Origin of the sequence: Virgisporangium aurantiacum, from assembly GCF_016863635.1 — a bacterium.
GTDB lineage: Bacteria > Actinomycetota > Actinomycetes > Mycobacteriales > Micromonosporaceae > Virgisporangium > Virgisporangium aurantiacum.
Window position 1 is genome coordinate 50966 of record NZ_BOPG01000015.1, and the last position, 18635, is coordinate 69600.

Here is an 18635-nt window from a genome sequence, read left to right on the forward strand (position 1 = left end):
GAGGAGCGGCCATGGCCGAGGGCGCCACACGGGTCCGCACCGATTGGCGGGAAGGGCTTTCCGTCGCCGCCGACCTCGCGCTGATCGGCATCGGGGTCACCGTGGCGAGTGCGCTCGTGCTGACGGCCGGTGCCGCGGTACGCGCGGGCTCGGTGGCCGTGCGGAGCGTCGTCGACGGCGAGCGCATACCGTCCATTGTGGACCTGTGGCGGGTGTTCCGCCGCGCGCTGGCACCGGGTGCGGTGGCGTCCGTCGTGGTGCTGGCCGTCGCCGGCCTCCTGGCCGTCGACCTGGCGGTCCTGGCGAACGGACGCGTGCCCGGCGGCACGCTCGTGCTCGTCGCGACGGCGGTGGTGACCGCCGTGCTCGTGACACTCGCCGCTCTCACGGCGGTCCGTCTGGGCGGCGCTTCCGAAGACACCTGGCGGGCCGCGGCGAAATGGGCGTTCGCCGCGGCCCGTCGGGCACCGGTGGCCGCGGTGGCGACATTCGGGGTGTGCGCGCTGGCGACGCTGATCGCCGCGCTGGTACCGATCACCGCTCCCCTGCTGGTCGGCTTCGCGCTGTACGCGCTGCACGTGGTCGCGGTGCGCTTCGCGTAGTTCGGCGTCCATCTTGCACTGAGGGTGTTGAAATCCGCCTCCGTGGGCCTAGACTGCGGCCATTCGCGACGCTTCGCCGCAGCCCCGCCAGGCTGCCGCGACGGCTCCGGCGCCGCCTGCCCACAGGGAGGATCCGCCCGTGACCGACATCCTCACCGAGAACCAGACGGGGGTGCTACGCGTCCTCTGCGACACCGTCGTACCCGCCATCGAACGCGCCGAGGATCCCGACGGATTCTGGGGTCGCCGGGCGACCGATGTCGGCGCCGACCAGGGCGTGCTCTTCGTGCTCTCCACGCTGCCGCCCGAGCAGCGGGCCGCCCTCGGCGGGCTCCTCGACATCCTCGGCAGCCAGGGCTTCGTCGGCGCCTCGCAGGAATCACGCGAGCAGATCCTGGCGACCCTGTCGCTCGCGTCGGTGCTCGCCGCGGCCGGGATCCAGTCGCTGATCCGCCTGATCCTGTTCGTCACCTACGGCATGCCCGACGGCTCGGGGGGCAACCCGAACTGGGAGCATCTCGGCTACCCCGGCCCGATCTCGCCGGCGCCCGCCCAGGAAAGGGCTTTCCAGCCGCTGCGACCCGCGGGCGGCGACCTCGACCTCACCGCCGACGTCGTGGTGGTCGGGTCGGGCGCGGGCGGTGGCCTGATCGCCGGGCGCCTGGCCGCCGCCGGCGCGAACGTGGTGGTGCTCGAGGCCGGCCGGTACCGCACCGAGGCCGACTTCGCCCAGCTCGAGGTGGTCGCCTACCTCAACTCGTACTGGCGCGGCGGGCCGACGCCGACCGGCGACCTCAACGTCACGCTGATGGCCGGCAGCGGCCTCGGCGGTGGCACGGTCATCAACTGGACCAACTGCCTGCGGACCAAGGACTGGGTGCGTCGCCAGTGGGCCGGGAAAGGCCTTTCCGACGTCGACACCGACGCGTTCGACCGGCACCTCGACGCGGTGTGGCACGAGCTGTCGGTCACCGACAAGTGCTCGGAACTGAACGGGCCGCAGCAGGCCATGCGCCGCGGCGCCGAGGCACTGGGGTGGTCGTTCGCGACCGTCAACCGCAACTGGGACGAGGCCCGGCACGACCCGGCGATGGCCGGCTACCTCGGCTTCGGCGACCAGTCCGGCGCGAAGCGCTCGACGCTGAAGGTGTACCTCGAACCGGCCGTCGCCGCGCACGGAACCCGCGTCGTCGACGGGTGCTTCGTCGAGCGGGTGCTCGTCGAGGGCGGGCGGGCCGCCGGCGTCACCGGTCGGTGGACCGCGGAGGACGGCAGTGCTTCGGCCGCCGTGACCGTGCGCGCGCCCGTCGTGGTGCTCGCCGCCGGTGCGCTGGAATCTCCGGGGGTGCTGCTGCGGTCCGGGATCGGTGGGCCGGCGGTCGGCGACTACCTGCGGCTGCACCCGTGCACGGTCACGATGGGCGACTACGGCACCGACCAGAAGGGGTGGTGGGGCGCGCCGCACGCCGGGCTGGTCAACGAGTTCGCCAACGTCGAGGACGGGTACGGCTTCCTCATCGAGGGGGTGCAGCACACCACCGGGCTCGGCGCGTCGTCCGTCCCGTTCACCACCGGCCTCGCCCACAAGGAGGCCATGACCGACTACCGCAACTCGGGGTCGTTCATCGGCCTGGTGCGCGACCACGGGCACGGCCGGGTGACGCTCGACGCGGCCGGGGGCACGGTCGCGTGGTACTCGATGACCGACGAGCGGGACGTGCGGATGATGCGGAAAGCGCTTGCCGCGCAGATCCGGCTGCATCACGCCGCGGGTGCGCGGGGCATCCAGGTGCTCGCCGACGGCAGGCCGTCGTGGCGACACGGCGACGACCTCGACGCGTTCATCGCGCGCGTGCAACGGATCCCGTTGCGGGCCGGCGGCGCGACGCTGTTCTCCGCGCACCAGATGGGCAGCTGCCGGATGGGCGCCGACCCGGCCACGAGCGTCGCCGACCCGCGCGGCGAACTGCACGACACCCCGGGTGTGTGGATCGGTGACGCGTCGGCGTTCCCGACCCCGTCCGGCACCAACCCGATGATCACGATCATGGCCCTGGCGTCACGCACCGCGGAGAACATCGGCGCCGCGCTGGGCGCCCGCGTTTCGGAGGTGGCCTCATGACGTCCACGCAGAACCTCATCGACCGGGAAAGCCTTTTCCTCGGCGGCGAATGGGTGGCGCCCGCGAGCGGCGAGACCATCGACGTCATCAATCCGACCACCGAAGAGGTCATGGCGCGCGTGCCGGCCGCCACCGCTGCCGACGTCGACCGCGCGGTCGCGGCGGCGCGGGCGGCGTTCGACGGCTGGGCCGCCACGCCGTTGGCCGACCGCGTCGCCCTGTGCACCGCCGTGTCGCTGAAACTGCAGGAGCGGCAGGGCGAACTGGCCGACCTCATCGCACGCGAAATGGGCTCGCCGTTGGCGTTCGCGGTGGGCGTCCAGACCGCGTTGCCGGTGATGTCGTTCGCGGCGATCGAGCGGATGGTCGAGGATCTGCCGTGGGAGGAGCGGCTGGGCAACTCGCTGATCGTGCGCGAACCGGTCGGCGTGGTGGGCGCGATCACCCCGTGGAACTACCCGCTGCACCAGGTCGCCGCGAAGGTGGCGCCGGCACTGGCCGTCGGGTGCACGGTCGTCGTGAAGCCGAGCGAGGTCGCGCCGCTGAGCGCGTTCGTGCTCGCCGAGATCATGGCCGACGTGGGACTGCCGCCGGGCGTGTTCAACCTGGTGACGGGCTACGGCCCGGTCGCCGGGGAAGCGCTTGCCGCGCATCCGGGCGTCGACATGATCTCGTTCACCGGGTCGACGCGGGCCGGTCGGCGGGTCAGCGAACTCGCGGCGGGCACGGTCAAGAAGGTGGCGCTGGAACTGGGCGGCAAGTCGGCGAACATCATCCTGGACGACGCCGATCTCGAACGGGCCGTCGCCGACGGCATCGCCAAGTGCTACATCAACTCGGGGCAGACGTGCTCGGCGCTCACCCGCATGCTGGTCCCCCGCGCGAGCCTGCCGGCCGTCGAGCAGATCGCCGCGGCCGTCGCCGGCCAGGTGCGGGTCGGTGACCCGTTCGCCGCCGACACGCGGCTGGGGCCACTGGTGTCAGAGGTGCAGCGCGACCGCGTCCGCTCGTACATCGCCCGCGGTCCCGCGGAGGGCGCCCGGTTGGTGTGCGGCGGCGGCGAACCGCCGGCGGACCAGCCCCGCGGGTACTTCGTGCAACCGACGGTCTTCAGCGACGTCACGCCGGACATGACGATCGCCCGCGAGGAGATCTTCGGTCCGGTGCTGGTCCTCATTCCCTACGAGGACGAGGACGACGCGGTGCGGCTGGCCAACGACACCGACTACGGTCTCGCCGGTGGTGTCTGGTCGGGCGACCGGGAAAGGGCTATCCGCGTGGCTCGGCGGCTGCGCACCGGTCAGGTGGAGATCAACGGTGCGGCGTTCAACCCGCTGGCGCCGTTCGGCGGGTACAAGCAGTCCGGTCACGGGCGCGAGCTCGGTCCGTACGGGGTGCTCGAGTTCACCCAGGTGAAGGCGATCCAGTTGTAGGAACTCCTCAGGTCACGCCCTCAGCAGCCGCTCAGCCGGGTCGGGCACACTGGACTACCGGTCCGGTATCCACACCGGTCCGGTATCCACAGACGGAGGGCGCGGCGGATGGCTTCGAGATGGCGGCTGGTTGCCGGGGTTGCCGCCGGCGGTGCGCTGGCGGCGGCCACGGCATGGGCACTGCGTGAGGTGGTCGAGCAGTTCGGCGAGCGGCGTCGGCTCGACGACGATCCCCGTGTGGCCGCCTCGCCGCAGTTCCGGGACGGCGTTTTCCACAACGTCGTCCCGGCGGCGGTCGTGCCGCCCGGTTCGGCCGGCCCGATCCTGCGGGACCTGCTGTTCGGCAAGCAGAAGCGCCGGCCGACCGGCGCGGTGCCGCTGCGCACCACCGACATCGACCCGCCCGACCCGGACGGGCTGTATGTCACCTGGTACGGGCACTCCTCGGCCCTCATCGAGATCGACGGCCGTCGGATCCTGTTCGACCCGGTGTGGAGTGAGCGGTGCTCTCCCTCGCGCCTGGCCGGCCCGCGGCGGCTGCATCCGCCGCCGGTCCCGCTCGGCCTGCTGCCCGCGCTCGACGCGATCGTGATCTCGCACGACCACTACGACCACCTCGACCTGCCGACCGTGCGCACGCTGGCCCGCGAGCACGACGCGCCGTTCGTCGTGCCGCTGGGCGTGGGCGCCCACCTGCGGCGATGGGGCATCCCGGACGAGCGGATCATCGAACTGGACTGGGACGACCGCGCCGAGATCGGCGGCGTCACTCTCGTCGCGACGGCCGCTCGGCACTTCTCCGGACGCTCGTTCAGTCGCAACCGGACGCTGTGGGCATCGTGGGTACTGGCGGGCCGGTCGGCGAAGGTCTTCTACACCGGCGACTCGGGCTACTTCGACGGCTACGCCAAGATCGGCGCCGAACACGGCCCCTTCAACGCGACGTTGATGCAGATCGGCGCCTACGGCGACGCCTGGCCCGATATCCACATGACGCCCGAGGAGGGCGTGGCCGCACACGTGGACCTGCGCGGCGACGTGCTGATCCCGCTGCACTGGGCGACCTTCAACCTCGCCCTGCACGACTGGGCCGAACCCGCCGACCGGGTATGGCGCGAGGCCAAGGCCCGCGGAGTACGCCTGACCGTGCCGAGGCCCGGCGAACGGGTCGACGTGGCAGACCCACCCGCCGTCGACGGGTGGTGGCAGGAGATCGCCTGACGCTCCGTGGCGGCGGCTTCCTCCGCTGCGCGGTTACGGGTTGACCCACAGGCAGAACGGATGACCCGCCGGGTCCAGCCACACGCGGACGTCCTTCTGCGGCTGGAACTCGGCGAGCGTCGCGCCGAGCTCCCGGGCGTGCTTTCCGGCCGCGTCGAGGTCGTGGACCTCGATGTCGAGGTGCAGCTGCATCTGCTGGTCACCGGGAGTGCCCGGCCAGACGGGCCGGACGTGGTTCTCCTCGGTCTGGAAGGACAGCCGGGTACCGCCGCCCGGAGGACCGATCGTGACCCAGTCCGGCTCGTCGGTACGGATCTCGTAACCCAGCAGTCCACAGTAGAACCGTGCCAGCGCCCGGGGGTCGGGTCCGCCGAGGACGGTGCTGGTGAGACTGGTCCACGGTCGTTCGTCGGTCATCAGCCGATGCTAGGTGCGGTCGCCGCCGGGCGCTCGCCGAGCGCGCGGCTTTGGGGTAAGCGCTTTCCGCGCCTGTCAGATCGTGATCCAGGTGGCCGCGCTCTTCGCGACCAGGGTGCCGGCCTCCGTGTAGAGAGCGGCGGTCGAGAACCTCTTGCGGCGTTCGGCACCGGTGGCGGCCGCGACTATCACGAGCGGTTCGCCGGGGGCAGGCGGCTGGTGGGCCGTCATGGTCAGCCGGCCGAGGAGTGCCATGGGAGCGTGGTCGGTGACGTGCACCAGGCCGGTCGGGCAGTCGAGAGCCGCCCACACGTACCGTGGCTGCAGGGCGCCGAGGGTGGGCGGCGGGCTCCAGACTCCGGCGATGGGTCCGCCGGCGGAGGTCGGGCCTACCGTGATGCGTAGGCCGCCCGGGCGGTCGGTGCCGCACACGTAGCAGGTGGGGAACGGCGTCGGGATGCACGCGTCCGGAGCGCCGGCCCGTCGGGCATCGGCCAGCGGCACGAACGCCGGGGGCGGCGGCAGCGCGGCGGTCTCGTCGTCATCCAGAAGTCGGGCCTGGGCGAGAAAGCTACCGGTGCCGTTGTCGTCGGGGGGACCGGTGAGGAAAGCGCTGTCCCCGTGCCGTTCACCCCGTATCGGCGTCTCCAGCGGGACCGGTGCCCGAAGCGTCACCTCGACGGCCGCACCCGGCGAGGTCTCGGGTCCGGTCAGCAAACCGGCGACCAGGCCGCACGCCCAGCCACCGTTGGTCGTGCCCGGCGGTCCCTCGTAGTGCCGGTCGACACGGATCTCGACGTCGGGCAGCGTGTCCGTTCCGTACACGGCGGTCACCGGCCCGTCCGATGGAAGCGCACCATGGGCGTGAACGGTACTACCGCCGCGAGCCGGACCGCGATCGCAAACGCGACTCGGGCAGGGCCGCGTTCCTGAGCGGGTGGCTCGGGCGACGGGCCCCGACGGGTTCAGATCAACGTCGCGGCGGCGCGGCCCACGAGGCCGATGCCGACGATCAGGACGAGCGACCCGGTCGCGGACGGCATCACGCGGGAAAGTCTTGCGGCAAGCGCTTTCCAGCGGTCACCGCCGTGCAGGTGGGCGCGGGCGGCCCAGCGGCGCTGCAGGCCGACGAGCGCCAGGCCCGCGGCGGTCAGGGTCGCGGCCATTCCCAGGCCGTAGGCGACGACGAGGAGGACGCCGAACCACGTCCGTCCGAGCGCGATGGCGCCGAGCAGCACGATCAGGGCGGACGGGCTGGGCACCAACCCGCCGGCGATCCCGATCCCGGCGATCCCGAGACGGCTCGGGCGGGCTTCCTCATGCTCATGCCGATGCCCGTGCTCGTGGTCGTGGTCGGCGTGCACGTGGTCGGCGTGGTCGTGGTCGGCGTGCACGTGGTCCGCGTGCGCATCGTGCGCGTGGTCTTCAGACGAGTGCGCGTGCTCGTGCTCGCCGTTCGCGTGGTCACGTTCATCGCTCGCGTGCGCATCCCCCTCGACATCGTGTCGGTGGGCGTGGTTGTCGTGTGTGGATCCGCGGCGCATCCGACCGTCGTGGGAATGGTCCGAGCCGTGCGAGTGGGAATGGCCCGAGCCGTGCGCGTGGGAATGGCCGTGGCCCAGCCATCCGTGGCCGTGGTCCTTGCGGCGCAGGCCGATCAGCATCACCAGTCCGACCGCCACCACCAGGATGCCGCTCGCCACACCCAGCCAGGCCAGCACCGCCTCGCCGACCAGACCGGCGAACGTGGTCAGCAGCAACCCGACCACGAGAACCCCACCGGTGTGGGTCGCCGTCACCACCCCACCGACGGCCACCGCGTCGCGGGCGCGGCCACGCTTGCCGGCCAGGTAGGCGGCCATGATGGTCTTGCCGTGGCCGGGCAGCGCGGCGTGCGCGGCACCCAGGGTGAGGGCCAGGAGGACGGCGAGCAGCCCCACCAACGGTCCCTGCCCACGCTCGCCCACGAACGCGTTCAGCTGTTCCTCGCCGGCGCTCACCAGGCGGGTCGTCCAGGATCCGCCGCCGGATCGGTCCACAGTGGAGGATGCGGCCACCGGTGCGCCGGATCCCGGCTCGACCCGCAGCACCACCGACCGCACGTCCGGCGGCGACGCCAGCAGCTCCTCCGGATACGACCGGAGATCGCTGCCGGAGCGGCTGACCGCCGGCACCGGCGGGTCGATCAGCCGCACGCCGTCGCCGACCGCGGTGATCTCCCGCCAGCCCACCCGGTCCACGAGATAGTGGTTGTCGAGGCGGACCTCGCGCGGGCGGGTCAGGTCGGCGGCGACGGTCAGTTCGCAGTCGAGGCGGCTGGTCTGGAGACCGGCGGCGCCGGCCTGGTAGATGAACGTCGGCCGCTTGAGCGACCACCGGAGCCGGTCGGCGTCGATCGCGACGTCGAGTTTGCCGGACAGTTCGTTGCAGGCCTTCTCGGCGTACGCCTGGAGTTCGGCCTCGTCGGCCGTCCCGTCACCGGACGTGTCCACAGTGGACCTGTCCTGGACGGTGGGCAGTTCCGCGAGGTCCACCGTGGCCCGGAGATCGATCCGGTCCGGGTGCAACGACAGCGATTCGAGCTGGTTGACCGAGAACCGGCCGAGCGGGTGGGCCGATGCCGGGCTCGCCGGCGTCAGCAGCACCAGCCCCGCTCCCAGCCCCAGGCCGGTCGCCCCGATAGCGAGGATGCGCTTCATCTTCGTCCCCTCAAAGATCTGAACAGAAAGGGAAGCGCGGGGTGGCGCACCGAGCGCCACCCCGCGACAGACATCAATCGTTGGGACCCGCCGGCGGAGCCGACTGCGGACTCACCAGTGCCGCCCGCGGACGCCGCCGCCGGAACCAGAGGAAGAAACCGAGCGCCGCGAGGACCGCGAACACCCCGACACCACCGGTGGTGATGGCGGCGACGTTGGTCAGGTCACCGGTGTCACCCGGGGCCGCCGCCTGGCCCGACGCCGTCGGGTTGGGAGCGCCACCGGCCGGCGCACCGGCCGAACCGGAATCCCCGGCGGCACCGGCAGAACCGCCGCCCTTGTTCACCGCGCCCACGTTCGGCAGCGCGACGTACGGGAAGGCGCCGCTGAACTGGTTGTCGTTCTGGTCGACCTTGTCACCGGCGGCCAGCGCCTGGACCAACTGTCCACTTTGGGCAGCGCCCACGACGGCCTGGATCTCGATGTCGACGACGTCATCGGTCAGCCGGCGACCGTTCGGGAAGCCCTGCAGATCCTTGGCGAGCACACCGAGCCGGTCGGGCTGAGCCGTCGGCGGGATGCTCAGGTTCAGCCGCAGCTGCTCGGAAGGCACGAACTTCTGCGGGTTGACGTCCATGTTGTTCAGCTGCGAGTTGAGATCGGCCTGGATCGGCCCGTTCGCCTTGGTGGTGATGCCGGTCAGGAAGATCTCGACCAGGTCGTTGCGTGGTGTCGCCGGTGCCTTGATCCCGTACAGCAGCTCGATCAGCCGAGCCAGTTCGGGGTCGGTGACCCGGTTGACGACCGCCTGGATCTTCGCGTCCTGATCGGGCTTGATGGAGTTGAACGCGTCCTTCAGGTTCGCCGGCACGACGACCTCGTTCACCAACGGGTTGCCGAGACGCGAGACCTGCACGCGGTCGCCGGTGACGCCGCCGTTCTGGCCGCTGATCCGCACCTTGTTGCGCTCGGTGGTGCTCCACACGCCGATCACCGGGTTCCGCTTGGCGTCACCCTTCAGCGCGACGTCCTTGAACGGCACCTGCAGCGCGATCGTGTTGACGTTGTAGCCCGCGACGGTGTCCTGGCCGGTCTCGCTGAGGTCGCCGCCGTACAGCAGGTCGAACACCCGCAGGTCGAGGAAGAACGGGTCGTCTGCCTGGCCGGCGAACGAGTTCCAGCCGCCCTGCAGCTGCTTGGTCGCCTGCTGGCGCAGGGCGTTGTAGTCTGGCATCGACTTCAGGCCGACGCGCGACGGCGCGACCGGAGCGTCGGTGACCCGGGTCTTGAACGGCTCGCCGTTGAACGACGACTCGAGCGTGTAGGTCTGGCGGAACAACAGGTTCTCGTCGTCGAGGCTCGTCACCGGGCCGTTGTTGTACAGGAACGTGTTACCGCCGCGCTTGTCGATGGTCTTGAAGGTCCACCGGAAGACGGCGTCCGCCTTGGCATCGCCGTCGCTGTCGACGTTGACGAGGTAGACGGCGTCGGTGGCGAACGGGAAGAAGTTCGGGCCACCGTTGGGCTCGGAGAAGGGCTGGAAGTTGGCGATGAACGTGACGTAGTCGGGCCGTTCGGGGCTCACGAACGCGTACACGTCCGTGTTGTCGACGGCGGGATCGGCCGCGATCAGCGGGGCCTCGCGGTGGCTCGACGCCACCGAGGTGCCGGGGCCGAGGCCGACCAGCGCGCCGGCCAGCACCAGGCCGAGGGCGCCGATCGCCGCCGGCAATCGGCGGTTCTTCTGCGCTGTCATTGGATTTCCTCCCGGATGTTCAACTGTTTGCACTCCCTATTCGGGCCTCGAGGGGCAGGTGTTTGGTCGATACCGGCAGTTGTCGGATGGCCGTCACCGACCAATCCGAACCGGCGGCGGCTACGAACCGCCGTGATGCACAACGGGCCGGCCCGCAAAGGGCCGGCCCGTTCAGCAGCCGAAGGGCTACAGGGACGCGAGAATTTTGGACGCCTCGGGAGCGTGCCGCACCGAGAAGTGCGGGTTGATGGACATGGCCGTCGACAGGTCGGCCCGGGCACCCGCCTTGTCGCCCAGCGCCAGCCGGATCACGCCGCGGTGGTAGAGCGTCAGCGCGTTGCGGGTGCCCAGGCGCAGTGCCTGATCCGCATACGGCAACGCCTCCGCGTCGCGTCCCGACATGTGCAACGACCACGCCAGCGCGTCGGACACCGAGATCGACGGGTGCCGGCCGTAGGCCGACTGCGCGGCGGTCAACGCCGCCGGCACGTCGCCGTGGTCGGCCGAGAACACCGCGAGTTCCGCGTCGACGTCGACGCCGTCCGCCTTCAACAGCGCCGCGCTCGCCCGCACCAGGTCGTACTGCCGCCGCGCGCCCGCCTCGTCGCCGGTGACGGCGAGCAGGTCACCGAACTCGGCGGCCGGCCCGGGCAGGGGCAGCTTGGCCAGCGCCGCCGAGTACGCCGTCGCGGCACCGGCCGTGTCGCCGCGGGCGGCCAGGATCCGGCCACGGGCGGCCAACAGGGGCGGATGGCCGGGGAGCCGGCGCAGGCCCTCGTCCACTGTGGACAGCGCGGTGTCGAGGTCGCCGCTGTCGTAGGCGAGCCCGGCCATGTGCTCCAGCGCGAACGCGGCGTCGGTCGGCCCGGTCGAGGCGTCCAGCGCGAGCTGCATCACGTCGCGGGCGTTCTTGACGTCGCCGCGCAGTTCGAACGTGTACGACGCCCGCGCGTACGACGATGTGTCCGGACGGAGGTCGACCATCTTCTGGACGGCGACCCACGCCTCCTCGTACCGGCCGAGTTCCACCAGCGCGTCGGCCACGACGCCGTGGGTGGCCGCCCGGTACGGGTCGATCGCCAGCGACCGGTTCCCGTAGTCGAGCGCGGCCGCGAAGTCGTGCCGCGCCGCGGCGAGCGCGCCGTGCCCGGCCAGCGCCACCGAGTTGTCGGCGGCCGGACGCACGGCCAGCGACCGGTTCAGCGCCTCCTCGGCCCGCGTGTAGTTCGACGGATCGCCGGTGACCCGGGCCTGCTGCACGTACGCCAGACCCAGATTCGCCCACGTGATCCAGTCGTTGGGCAGGCGGTCCAGCCGGGCGCGCGCCACCTCGATCGACCGCGCGATCTCGTCCACTGTGGACACGGGTGTCGAGGCCTGCCCCGTTCCGACGGCGGCCGGCCGCGACGGACGCAGCGCGATGCCGCCGATCGCGAGCAGCGCCACCACGAGCCCGACGATCAAAACAACTCTGCGCATCGTCCTCATCCCCTTCCCGACGCACGTGTTCGGGAGATGTTCGGTGCCGCCGCGTGCCCGGATTGGTCGGGGATCCGACGTTGGCACACGACGTGCCACGTCGCGCCGGATCGCCGTCCGGCACGGGTGGTTCGGGCGAAGGACCGGTCGACGGCGCGCCCGCCGCGCCGCCGCAGCACCGATCCCACGATGGGAGTTCCATGTCCACACTCCGTCGGCCGGCCCGCCGACGTGTGCTCGCCGCCGCGTTCGCGGTGGCGGTCACCGGCGCCGGCCTCACGACCCTCGGACCGGCGAACTCGCTGGCGTCGAGCCACCGCGAGGCACCACTGGTCTCCGGCGAGCCGAGGCTCGACAACACCGACGTCTACGCGTTCGTGAGCCCGGACGCGCCCGACACCGTCACCCTGGTGGCCAACTGGATTCCGCTGGAGGAACCCAACGGCGGCCCCAACTTCTACGCCTGGGCCACCGAGGTCGCCTACGACATCAACATCGACAGCGACGGTGACGCCCGCCCGGACATCACCTACCGGTGGACGTTCGAGGACCGCTACCGCAACCGGAACACGTTCCTGTACAACACCGGACCGGTGACGAGCCTCGACGATCCCGACCTGAACTTCCGCCAGTTCTACGATCTGGAGCGCATCACACCTGCCGGGACCACGAAGCTGCTGGACAACGCGCCGGCCGCCCCGTCGTTCACCGGTCGTGCCTCGTTCCCGAACTACGGACAGGTTGCCGACTCCGCCATCGCCCCGCTGCCCGGGAACGGGCGGAGCTTCGCCGGCCAGGCCGACGACCCGTTCTTCCTCGATCTGCGGATCTTCGACCTCCTCTACGGCGGCGACTTCAGCGAGATCGGGCAGGACACGGTCAAGGGCTACAACGTCAACACGATCGCGCTGCGCGTGCCCAAGGCCGACCTGGCGTTGAAGGGTGATCCCGCCCGCAACCCGGTGATCGGCGTCTGGAGCACCACGTCGCGGCAGCGCATCGAGGTCGTGCTGCCCGACAACACCCGCATCATGTCCGGCGGCCACCAGCAGGTGTCGCGCCTCGGCATGCCGCTGGTGAACGAGGTCGTCATCCCGGTCGGGCGCAAGGACGAGTTCAACGCCACGAAGCCGCAGGACGACGCGAAGTTCCTGCCGTTCGTGACGAACCCGGAGGTTCCCCGCCTGGTGCAGCAGCTGTACATGATCCCGGCACCGGCGACCCCCCGGAACGACCTCGTTCAGGCCTTCCTCACCGGCTTCTGCAAGGCGTGCGGACCGGTACAGGCCGACCTGAACTCGCAACGGCTGAACAAGGACATCGACCCGGCCAAGTTCCGCCCCAGCGAGCAGCTGCGCCTCAACATGTCGATCCCGCCGAGCGCCAACCCCAACCGGCTCGGCGTGGTGGGCGGTGACCTCGCCGGCTTCCCGAACGGACGCCGGCTCGCCGACGACGCGCTCGACGTGACCCTGCAGGCCGCCGAGGGCGTGCTGCTGCCGGGCCACCCGGCCGCCGTCGACGGCCTCGGTGACGGCGTGAACACCAACAACGTGCCGTTCCGGCAGCGCTTCCCGTACGTGGCGCTGCCGAACATGGTGGCCGTCAACACGCAGTGATCCAACGGCCCCGGCGTCCACTGTGGACGTCGGGGCCATCCCCTGCCGGAGGAGCGATGCCATGAGAATCCGCGTGTTGATCTCCCTCGCCGTCGCCACGGTCGCCACGGCCGCCGCGGTGGTCGTCGGGGTGGCGGTCATCGACGGCCCCCGCCGTCCGCCACTCAGACTGCCGGCGGCAAGCGCTTTCCCGGCGGGCACCTGCCGGGACGCCGCCGACGCGGTGCTGGCCCTGGGCCGGTTCACCTACGACAACGCCGGCGCGTCCCGCCTGCCCGCCGCCTCGTACCCGTTCCTCCGGCAGCGCGCCGAACAGCTGGTGGCTGTCCGGGAGGGAGCCGAGCAAGCGCTTTCCGGCCGCATCGACGCCGTCCTGACCGCCATCGGCTTCCTGCGGCTGCGTCCCGGCAAGGCGTACGACCCGCAACTGCTGCGCGACCTCGAGACCACCCGGGCCGATCTCCAGCAAACCTGCGTCAGCCAGGCGTGATTGAGCGCCGGTCATTCATTCATCGGCAGATCGTTTGTGTGGACGGGCAGTTCTGTCACGCTCTTGGTACCTGAACGCCCGGAGCCAGGCGGAGGTGTGCCCGTGTCGACCCGATTGGGAACGGTTCACGAACGACGGTGGGCGGCCGGCGCCGAGATATCGCTCGGCGAGTACGCATTCCTCCTGCGGCGGCAGGTCGAGGAACGCACGGCCAGCGACCAGTCCTGGGTGTGGCGCGAGGCCGACGCGAGCCCCGTCGTCGCATCGGCGTCCGGCGTCCGCGTGCGGTTGCGCCAGGTGGTGCTGCGCCGGCTCAGCCGACACGGCGCGCAGCTCCGTGACGGGCTGGGCGCGCAGGCCGACCTGCTGTCCACGATGGACGGCGCCTACGGGTTGCCGCACCTCGTCGGGCGACACGACGACGGCGGGCGGACCACGCTCGTCACCACCCTGGCGACCGCGCCGACCTGGCGCGACGGCTACGGACCGGGCCGCCGCCCGCTCGACCGGTTGACCGCCGCGGCCGCCCTGGCCGCCGCGACCGCGTTGTGCACCGCGCTCGGCGACCTGCACCGCCTCGGCTACGCCCACCGCGCGCTGAGCCCCGACACCGTGCTCCTCCTGGACCGCTACCGCCTCGGCATACCCCGCGATCTCGGCCTGGCCGGGTTCCGCGCCGCACCGGGCGAGGGCACCGACGGCTACCGCGCACCGGAGCAGGTCGAACCGGCCGAGCCGCGGGCCGGCGTCACCGGACGGCGCCCCGGACCGGCGACCGACGTCTACCAGGTCGCCGCGCTGATCTACCACACGCTGACCGGCAGGCGTGCCGGACCGGCACCGAACCCGCCGATCCGCGCGGCCGTCCCCGGTTTCCCGTCGTCCGCCGACATGCTGATCACGTCGGCGCTCGCGACGGATCCGCGCCGTCGTCCGGCCACGATCGACGCCCTCGCGGAGGCGCTGACGCTCGCGCGGACCACGCTGCTGTCCGTCTGATCACCTGCACTCCTCCGAGAGCACTGCTCTGGTTCGGATCCGACCCGTCCGGGTACGGGTAGGACGGCGCGGCCTTGGCGGCGCCAATAGGGTTGGCGGGGACACACAGATTCGCGAGCACGGAGGTCGCCATGTTCGGACGTACCAGCAAGACCGCAAGGGCACAGGAAGTCGCCGAGGACGCCTGGGACGCTCTCGTCTCCACCTGGGAGTCGGCCCGCGACCGCACCGGTGACCTCGTCGTCGACACGACCGACAGCCTCGGTTCGGCCAAGGACGAGGCGTGGCGCCGCGCCGGGAACGCGCTCGACGCGCTCGCCGGCCGCAGCCCGAGCAAGCCGTGGGCGCTGCTGTTCGCCGCAGTGGCCGCCGGCGCCGCGCTCGGCTGGGTCGCCGCCACCGCCATCGGCCGCCAATCGAGCCTTCCGGCGTTCGACGACGACACCGAGCCGAGCGATCTGCCGACGTCGAGCTGAGGTTTACAAGCGGACGGCCACCCCAAAAAGGCACGAACCGGACGCCGACCCCGCGTCGAGCCGACCGGTAGCAAAGTTGTGATCAAACGTTGCGCTGGTGGGGGCACCATTGACAACCCGCTGTTGCTAGGGTGTGCGGCCGTGAGCATGTATCCACCTGCCGGCGGCGGTTACGCCGGGCAAGTTTCCGACAAGAGCAAACTGGTCGCTGGGCTGCTGGGCATCCTCCTCGGTGGCTTCGGTGCCGGCCGCTTCTACACCGGCCACACGGGCATGGCGATCGGCCAGATCGCGGCCACGTGGTTGACGTGCGGCCTCGGCGGTCTCTGGCCACTGATCGACGGCATCATGATCCTGGTCAAGGGCGGCACCGACGCGCAGGGGCGAATCCTCCGCGACCAGTAACCTCGCGCAGTTCCGGCGGGTCACACGGATGATCCGCCGGCCCTGTACCACCCGGCCGACCGGCGACATGCCGGTCGGCCGACTGACATTGGTGCCCGTTTCGGGTCACCGGGTGGCGAAGGCAGCATGTCCGGTTCAGGCCGCACGCCCGGTTCAGACCGGCAAGCGCAGGCGCAGAACCACGCGCCTGGTTCAGGTGCGCAGGCGCCGGCGCGGGCCGGCACGCCTGATTCAGGCGCGCGAGCGCCAGTTCACGGCGGCGCGCCCGGTTCAGGTGCGCAGGCGCCGGGGCGGGGCAGCACGCCTGATTCAGGCGCGCGAGTGCCGGCTCCAGGTCGCACGGCGATAGCACGCGGTCCTGAGCGGGCCATCGCCGTGACGCTGTTTGTCGTCGCGGCGTTCGTCGTTGCCGCCGCCGGCGGCATCGGGCTCGCGGTGGTTGCGGGGTTCGCGCCGGGCCCGGGCGTGGTCAGGATTCTTGTGACGCTCGTGGCGGCGGCCCTGGTGGGATGGGCGGCCGGTCCGCTGGTCCGGGCGGCGGGGCCTGTCGGCATGACTTCCGAGGAGTCGACGCCGGGGTTTCCGGAGTCGACGGACCAGTCGGATCTGACGAGTGGCCCGGAGCCGGCCGCGCAGATCCGCGGGACGGACGCGTCGGGGTGGATCCGCTCAGCGGACGCCCCGCCCGAACCGGACTCCCCGCCCGAGCCGGGAGCGCAGATCCGCGGGACGGACACGCCGGGGCGGATCCGCCCAGCGGACGCCTCGCCCGAGCCGGACGCGCCGCACCAACCGGGCGCCTCGCCCAGGTCCGGCTCGCCACACCAGCCGGTCGCCTCCCGCGAGCCGCGCGCCTCCCGCGAGCCGCGCGCCTCGTCCGAACCGGACGCGCCGCACCAGCCGGATCGGTTGCGGAAGGCTCCGCGATCGCACCGCCGTCCGTCCCTTGCGTCGCCGCTGCGGACCGGGGTCGTGGCCGCCGCCGTGGTGCTGCTCGCCGTGGTGTGCTGGGTGCGACCGGGCGAGCCGGGACGGGTGCTGTTCGACCTCGCCCGGACCGCCATCGGCCTGCTCGCCTACGCGCTGCCTCTCGTTCCGCTGTTCGGGTTGGTGCCGCACGGCCCGCGTGCCCCCGTGCCCTGGCGCGCCCTGTGGACCGACCGGAAAGCGCTTGCCCTGGGCATCGCGGTCGCCCGGACCGGACGCGACGCCGTGCTCGGGCGGGCCGCCGGCCTCGTCCTGGCCACCGTGGCACTGTTCCACCTGTTGCGGGATCAGCCGGGGCTGGAGGAAAGCGCTTACCGATTGGCGGGTGGGCTGCTCGGCATCGTCATCGCGACGCCGCTCGCCGGGGTGTTCTCCCCCGCCGGTGCGTTCGGGTTGCTGCTGGCGGTGCTCGTCGGGGTCGCGGCGGTAACGGCCGGGCACCTGCGCCGGCCGCTCGGCCCGTACCCGGCGCTTGCCGCACTCGTGCTGCTCGTGGTGACGCCGGTGGCCGCGGCCGGCGTGACCAACCGCGTCGGATACCGGTACTTCCTCGGCGCAGACGGCGACCGGGTGGTGGTGATCGCCGGGCTGTCCCTGCACCACCGGCACGAGACGTACGACGCCCGCGTCGCCCTCGCCGACGTGTCCGCGCCGATGCATCCGGTGCTGAGAAAGGGCTTTCCCGTCGCCGACCGGGACGACGGCATGCGCGTGGCCGCCGCGCTGGCCGACCCGGGAAAGGCGGCCACCGACGGCTTTCCGGACGGCGGGCTGACCCTGCGCACCGGCGAGTGCTTCAGCTTCGTCGGCGGCACGTCGAACTTCCGGTACACGGTGCCGTGCAACGGCGAGCACACCGGCGAGGTGTTCTACGTCGGGCGGTTGCCGTTCGTCACCGACCCGGGCAGCGGGGTGCGGACGGCCGCCGCCCGCGGCGCGTGCGAGAAGGCGTACGGCGGGTATCTCGGCGCGCCGTACGGCACGTCGTACCTGCCGATGGAGGCACCGGTGGTGCGGGACGACCTCGTCGCGTGCCTGTTCGCGGCGTTGGGGCCGTGGCCGTTGCGCGGTACCCGCACGGTCGCCGCCCTGCAGCAGCCGGTCGACTGGTCGCCCGGCGCGGGCTGCACGGTGGAGTCGGGGGTCCGCATCACCGCCGGGCAACCGGGTCAGGTGTGCGTGGCGCCGGGACGGGCGGTCACCGCCACCGGATCGGCGCCGTTCACGATCGACGCCCAGTTCCAGCCGGTCGGCCGGGCCGCGGGGAACGGGCGGGTCGGTGTCGCGTGCGTCAGCGGGGACGCCGTCACCGGCTACTACGCCACCGTCGGCGGCGACGGCGTGCTCACGCTGACCAAGCAGCAGGGCACCGGGAAGGCGCCGCTGGGAGCCGCGGGGAAAGCGCGTTCCTCGCCCAGCCCGCAGACGGCGGTCACCCAGATTCAGCTCACGTGCCGGCCGTCGGGTGCGGCGGTGCAGCTCGTGGTCGCCGCGGGGAAGGGGCGCGAGCTCACGGTGACCGACCCGCAGGGCATCACGGCGCTGAGCCCGCGGCTCGTGGTCGAGGCCGCCGAGGCACCGGTGACCGCGGCGGTCACCGTGTTCACCGCCAAGCTCGTCTGACCGGCACCGCGTCAACGCGGCGTTGAACGGCGAGAATGCCAACGCGGCGTTGAACGGCGAGAAGCACCAATGCGGGGTTGAACCGCGAGAAGCCAACGAGACGTTGAACCGCGAGAAGCACCAACGCGGCGTTGAACGGCGAGAACACCAACGCCGCGTTGAAGGAGGGCGCAACAACCCGCGGCGTCGAACGAGAGAGCGTCAACGCGGCGTTGAACGGAAGAACGGCGAACGGAAGAACGGCGAACGGAAGAACGGCGAACGGAAGAACGGCGAACGGAAGAACGGCGAACGGAAGAACGGCGAA

At 71.8% G+C, this 18635-nt stretch carries 16 protein-coding genes; 10 read left to right on the plus strand and 6 right to left on the minus strand.

What is annotated here, in order from left to right; all coding sequences use genetic code 11:
- Positions 1–11 precede the first annotated feature (11 nt).
- The 4 genes from Vau01_RS13675 to Vau01_RS13690 all read left to right on the plus strand — a co-directional run bounded on the left by Vau01_RS13675 (position 12) and on the right by Vau01_RS13690 (position 5378).
- A complete protein-coding gene (locus Vau01_RS13675; RefSeq protein WP_203991782.1) occupies positions 12–602 on the plus strand; it encodes a DUF624 domain-containing protein in 591 nt (196 codons plus the stop codon).
- 139 nt (positions 603–741) lie between these two features.
- Complete coding sequence (locus Vau01_RS13680) at positions 742–2724, plus strand: GMC family oxidoreductase N-terminal domain-containing protein (RefSeq protein ID WP_203991784.1); 1983 nt, start codon at positions 742–744, stop codon at positions 2722–2724.
- Entirely contained in the window at positions 2721–4157 is a 1437-nt protein-coding gene (locus Vau01_RS13685) for an aldehyde dehydrogenase family protein (RefSeq protein ID WP_203991785.1), read from the plus strand. The genes Vau01_RS13680 and Vau01_RS13685 overlap by 4 nt, the downstream gene beginning before the upstream one ends.
- A 108-nt stretch (positions 4158–4265) precedes the next feature.
- Positions 4266–5378, plus strand: coding sequence for an MBL fold metallo-hydrolase (locus Vau01_RS13690; protein WP_203991787.1), 1113 nt, complete (start codon positions 4266–4268; stop codon positions 5376–5378).
- A gap of 33 nt (positions 5379–5411) precedes the next feature.
- On the opposite strand, the gene Vau01_RS13695 is transcribed toward Vau01_RS13690, so the two are convergent.
- The 5 genes from Vau01_RS13695 to Vau01_RS13715 all read right to left on the minus strand — a co-directional run bounded on the left by Vau01_RS13695 (position 5412) and on the right by Vau01_RS13715 (position 11729).
- Positions 5412–5795, minus strand: coding sequence for a VOC family protein (locus tag Vau01_RS13695; RefSeq protein ID WP_203991789.1), 384 nt, complete (start codon positions 5793–5795; stop codon positions 5412–5414).
- Positions 5796–5870: 75 nt separating this feature from the next.
- On the minus strand, positions 5871–6629 hold the full coding sequence (locus tag Vau01_RS13700) for a hotdog fold domain-containing protein (RefSeq protein WP_203991791.1): 759 nt from the start codon (positions 6627–6629) through the stop codon (positions 5871–5873).
- A 131-nt stretch (positions 6630–6760) separates the two neighbouring features.
- Positions 6761–8494, minus strand: coding sequence for a sulfite exporter TauE/SafE family protein (locus Vau01_RS13705; protein ID WP_203991793.1), 1734 nt, complete (start codon positions 8492–8494; stop codon positions 6761–6763).
- A 73-nt stretch (positions 8495–8567) separates the two neighbouring features.
- Positions 8568–10250, minus strand: coding sequence for a DUF4331 domain-containing protein (locus Vau01_RS13710; protein WP_203991795.1), 1683 nt, complete (start codon positions 10248–10250; stop codon positions 8568–8570).
- Positions 10251–10436: 186 nt separating this feature from the next.
- The gene (locus tag Vau01_RS13715) at positions 10437–11729 is read right to left on the minus strand and encodes a tetratricopeptide repeat protein (protein WP_203991797.1); all 1293 of its coding nucleotides are present in this window, start codon (positions 11727–11729) and stop codon (positions 10437–10439) included.
- 200 nt (positions 11730–11929) lie between these two features.
- On the opposite strand from Vau01_RS13715, the gene Vau01_RS13720 reads away from it, so the two are divergent.
- From Vau01_RS13720 to Vau01_RS13745, 6 genes are all read left to right on the plus strand, one after another.
- A complete protein-coding gene (locus tag Vau01_RS13720; protein WP_203991799.1) occupies positions 11930–13348 on the plus strand; it encodes a DUF4331 domain-containing protein in 1419 nt (472 codons plus the stop codon).
- A 61-nt stretch (positions 13349–13409) separates the two neighbouring features.
- Positions 13410–13838, plus strand: a complete 429-nt coding sequence (locus Vau01_RS13725; protein ID WP_203991802.1) for a hypothetical protein — start codon at positions 13410–13412, stop codon at positions 13836–13838.
- A gap of 102 nt (positions 13839–13940) precedes the next feature.
- On the plus strand, positions 13941–14837 hold the full coding sequence (locus tag Vau01_RS13730) for a protein kinase family protein (RefSeq protein WP_203991805.1): 897 nt from the start codon (positions 13941–13943) through the stop codon (positions 14835–14837).
- Between the two features lie 131 nt (positions 14838–14968).
- Positions 14969–15313, plus strand: coding sequence for a hypothetical protein (locus Vau01_RS13735; RefSeq protein WP_203991807.1), 345 nt, complete (start codon positions 14969–14971; stop codon positions 15311–15313).
- A 147-nt stretch (positions 15314–15460) separates the two neighbouring features.
- Positions 15461–15718: an NINE protein gene (locus tag Vau01_RS13740; RefSeq protein ID WP_203991825.1), complete on the plus strand. Its 258-nt coding sequence runs from the start codon at positions 15461–15463 to the stop codon at positions 15716–15718.
- Positions 15719–16093: 375 nt separating this feature from the next.
- On the plus strand, positions 16094–18328 hold the full coding sequence (locus tag Vau01_RS13745) for a hypothetical protein (RefSeq protein ID WP_203991809.1): 2235 nt from the start codon (positions 16094–16096) through the stop codon (positions 18326–18328).
- Here the strand turns inward: Vau01_RS13745 and Vau01_RS13750 are convergent.
- Positions 18309–18635 (minus strand): hypothetical protein (locus tag Vau01_RS13750; protein ID WP_203991811.1); only part of this gene is annotated, 327 nt, incomplete at its 5' end. The genes Vau01_RS13745 and Vau01_RS13750 overlap by 20 nt on opposite strands.

Excerpts from the sequence above, each read along its gene's own strand:
- Vau01_RS13690 (WP_203991787.1), top strand. The coding sequence starts at position 4,266 with ATGGCTTCGAGATGGCGGCTGGTTGCCGGGGTTGCCGCCGGCGGTGCG.
- Vau01_RS13740 (WP_203991825.1), top strand. The coding sequence starts at position 15,461 with ATGTATCCACCTGCCGGCGGCGGTTACGCCGGGCAAGTTTCCGACAAG.
- Vau01_RS13710 (WP_203991795.1), bottom strand. The coding sequence starts at position 10,250 with ATGACAGCGCAGAAGAACCGCCGATTGCCGGCGGCGATCGGCGCCCTC.
- Vau01_RS13725 (WP_203991802.1), top strand. The coding sequence starts at position 13,410 with ATGAGAATCCGCGTGTTGATCTCCCTCGCCGTCGCCACGGTCGCCACG.
- Vau01_RS13675 (WP_203991782.1), top strand. The coding sequence starts at position 12 with ATGGCCGAGGGCGCCACACGGGTCCGCACCGATTGGCGGGAAGGGCTT.
- Vau01_RS13720 (WP_203991799.1), top strand. The coding sequence starts at position 11,930 with ATGTCCACACTCCGTCGGCCGGCCCGCCGACGTGTGCTCGCCGCCGCG.
- Vau01_RS13685 (WP_203991785.1), top strand. The coding sequence starts at position 2,721 with ATGACGTCCACGCAGAACCTCATCGACCGGGAAAGCCTTTTCCTCGGC.
- Vau01_RS13705 (WP_203991793.1), bottom strand. The coding sequence starts at position 8,494 with ATGAAGCGCATCCTCGCTATCGGGGCGACCGGCCTGGGGCTGGGAGCG.
- Vau01_RS13735 (WP_203991807.1), top strand. The coding sequence starts at position 14,969 with ATGTTCGGACGTACCAGCAAGACCGCAAGGGCACAGGAAGTCGCCGAG.
- Vau01_RS13695 (WP_203991789.1), bottom strand. The coding sequence starts at position 5,795 with ATGACCGACGAACGACCGTGGACCAGTCTCACCAGCACCGTCCTCGGC.
- Vau01_RS13715 (WP_203991797.1), bottom strand. The coding sequence starts at position 11,729 with ATGCGCAGAGTTGTTTTGATCGTCGGGCTCGTGGTGGCGCTGCTCGCG.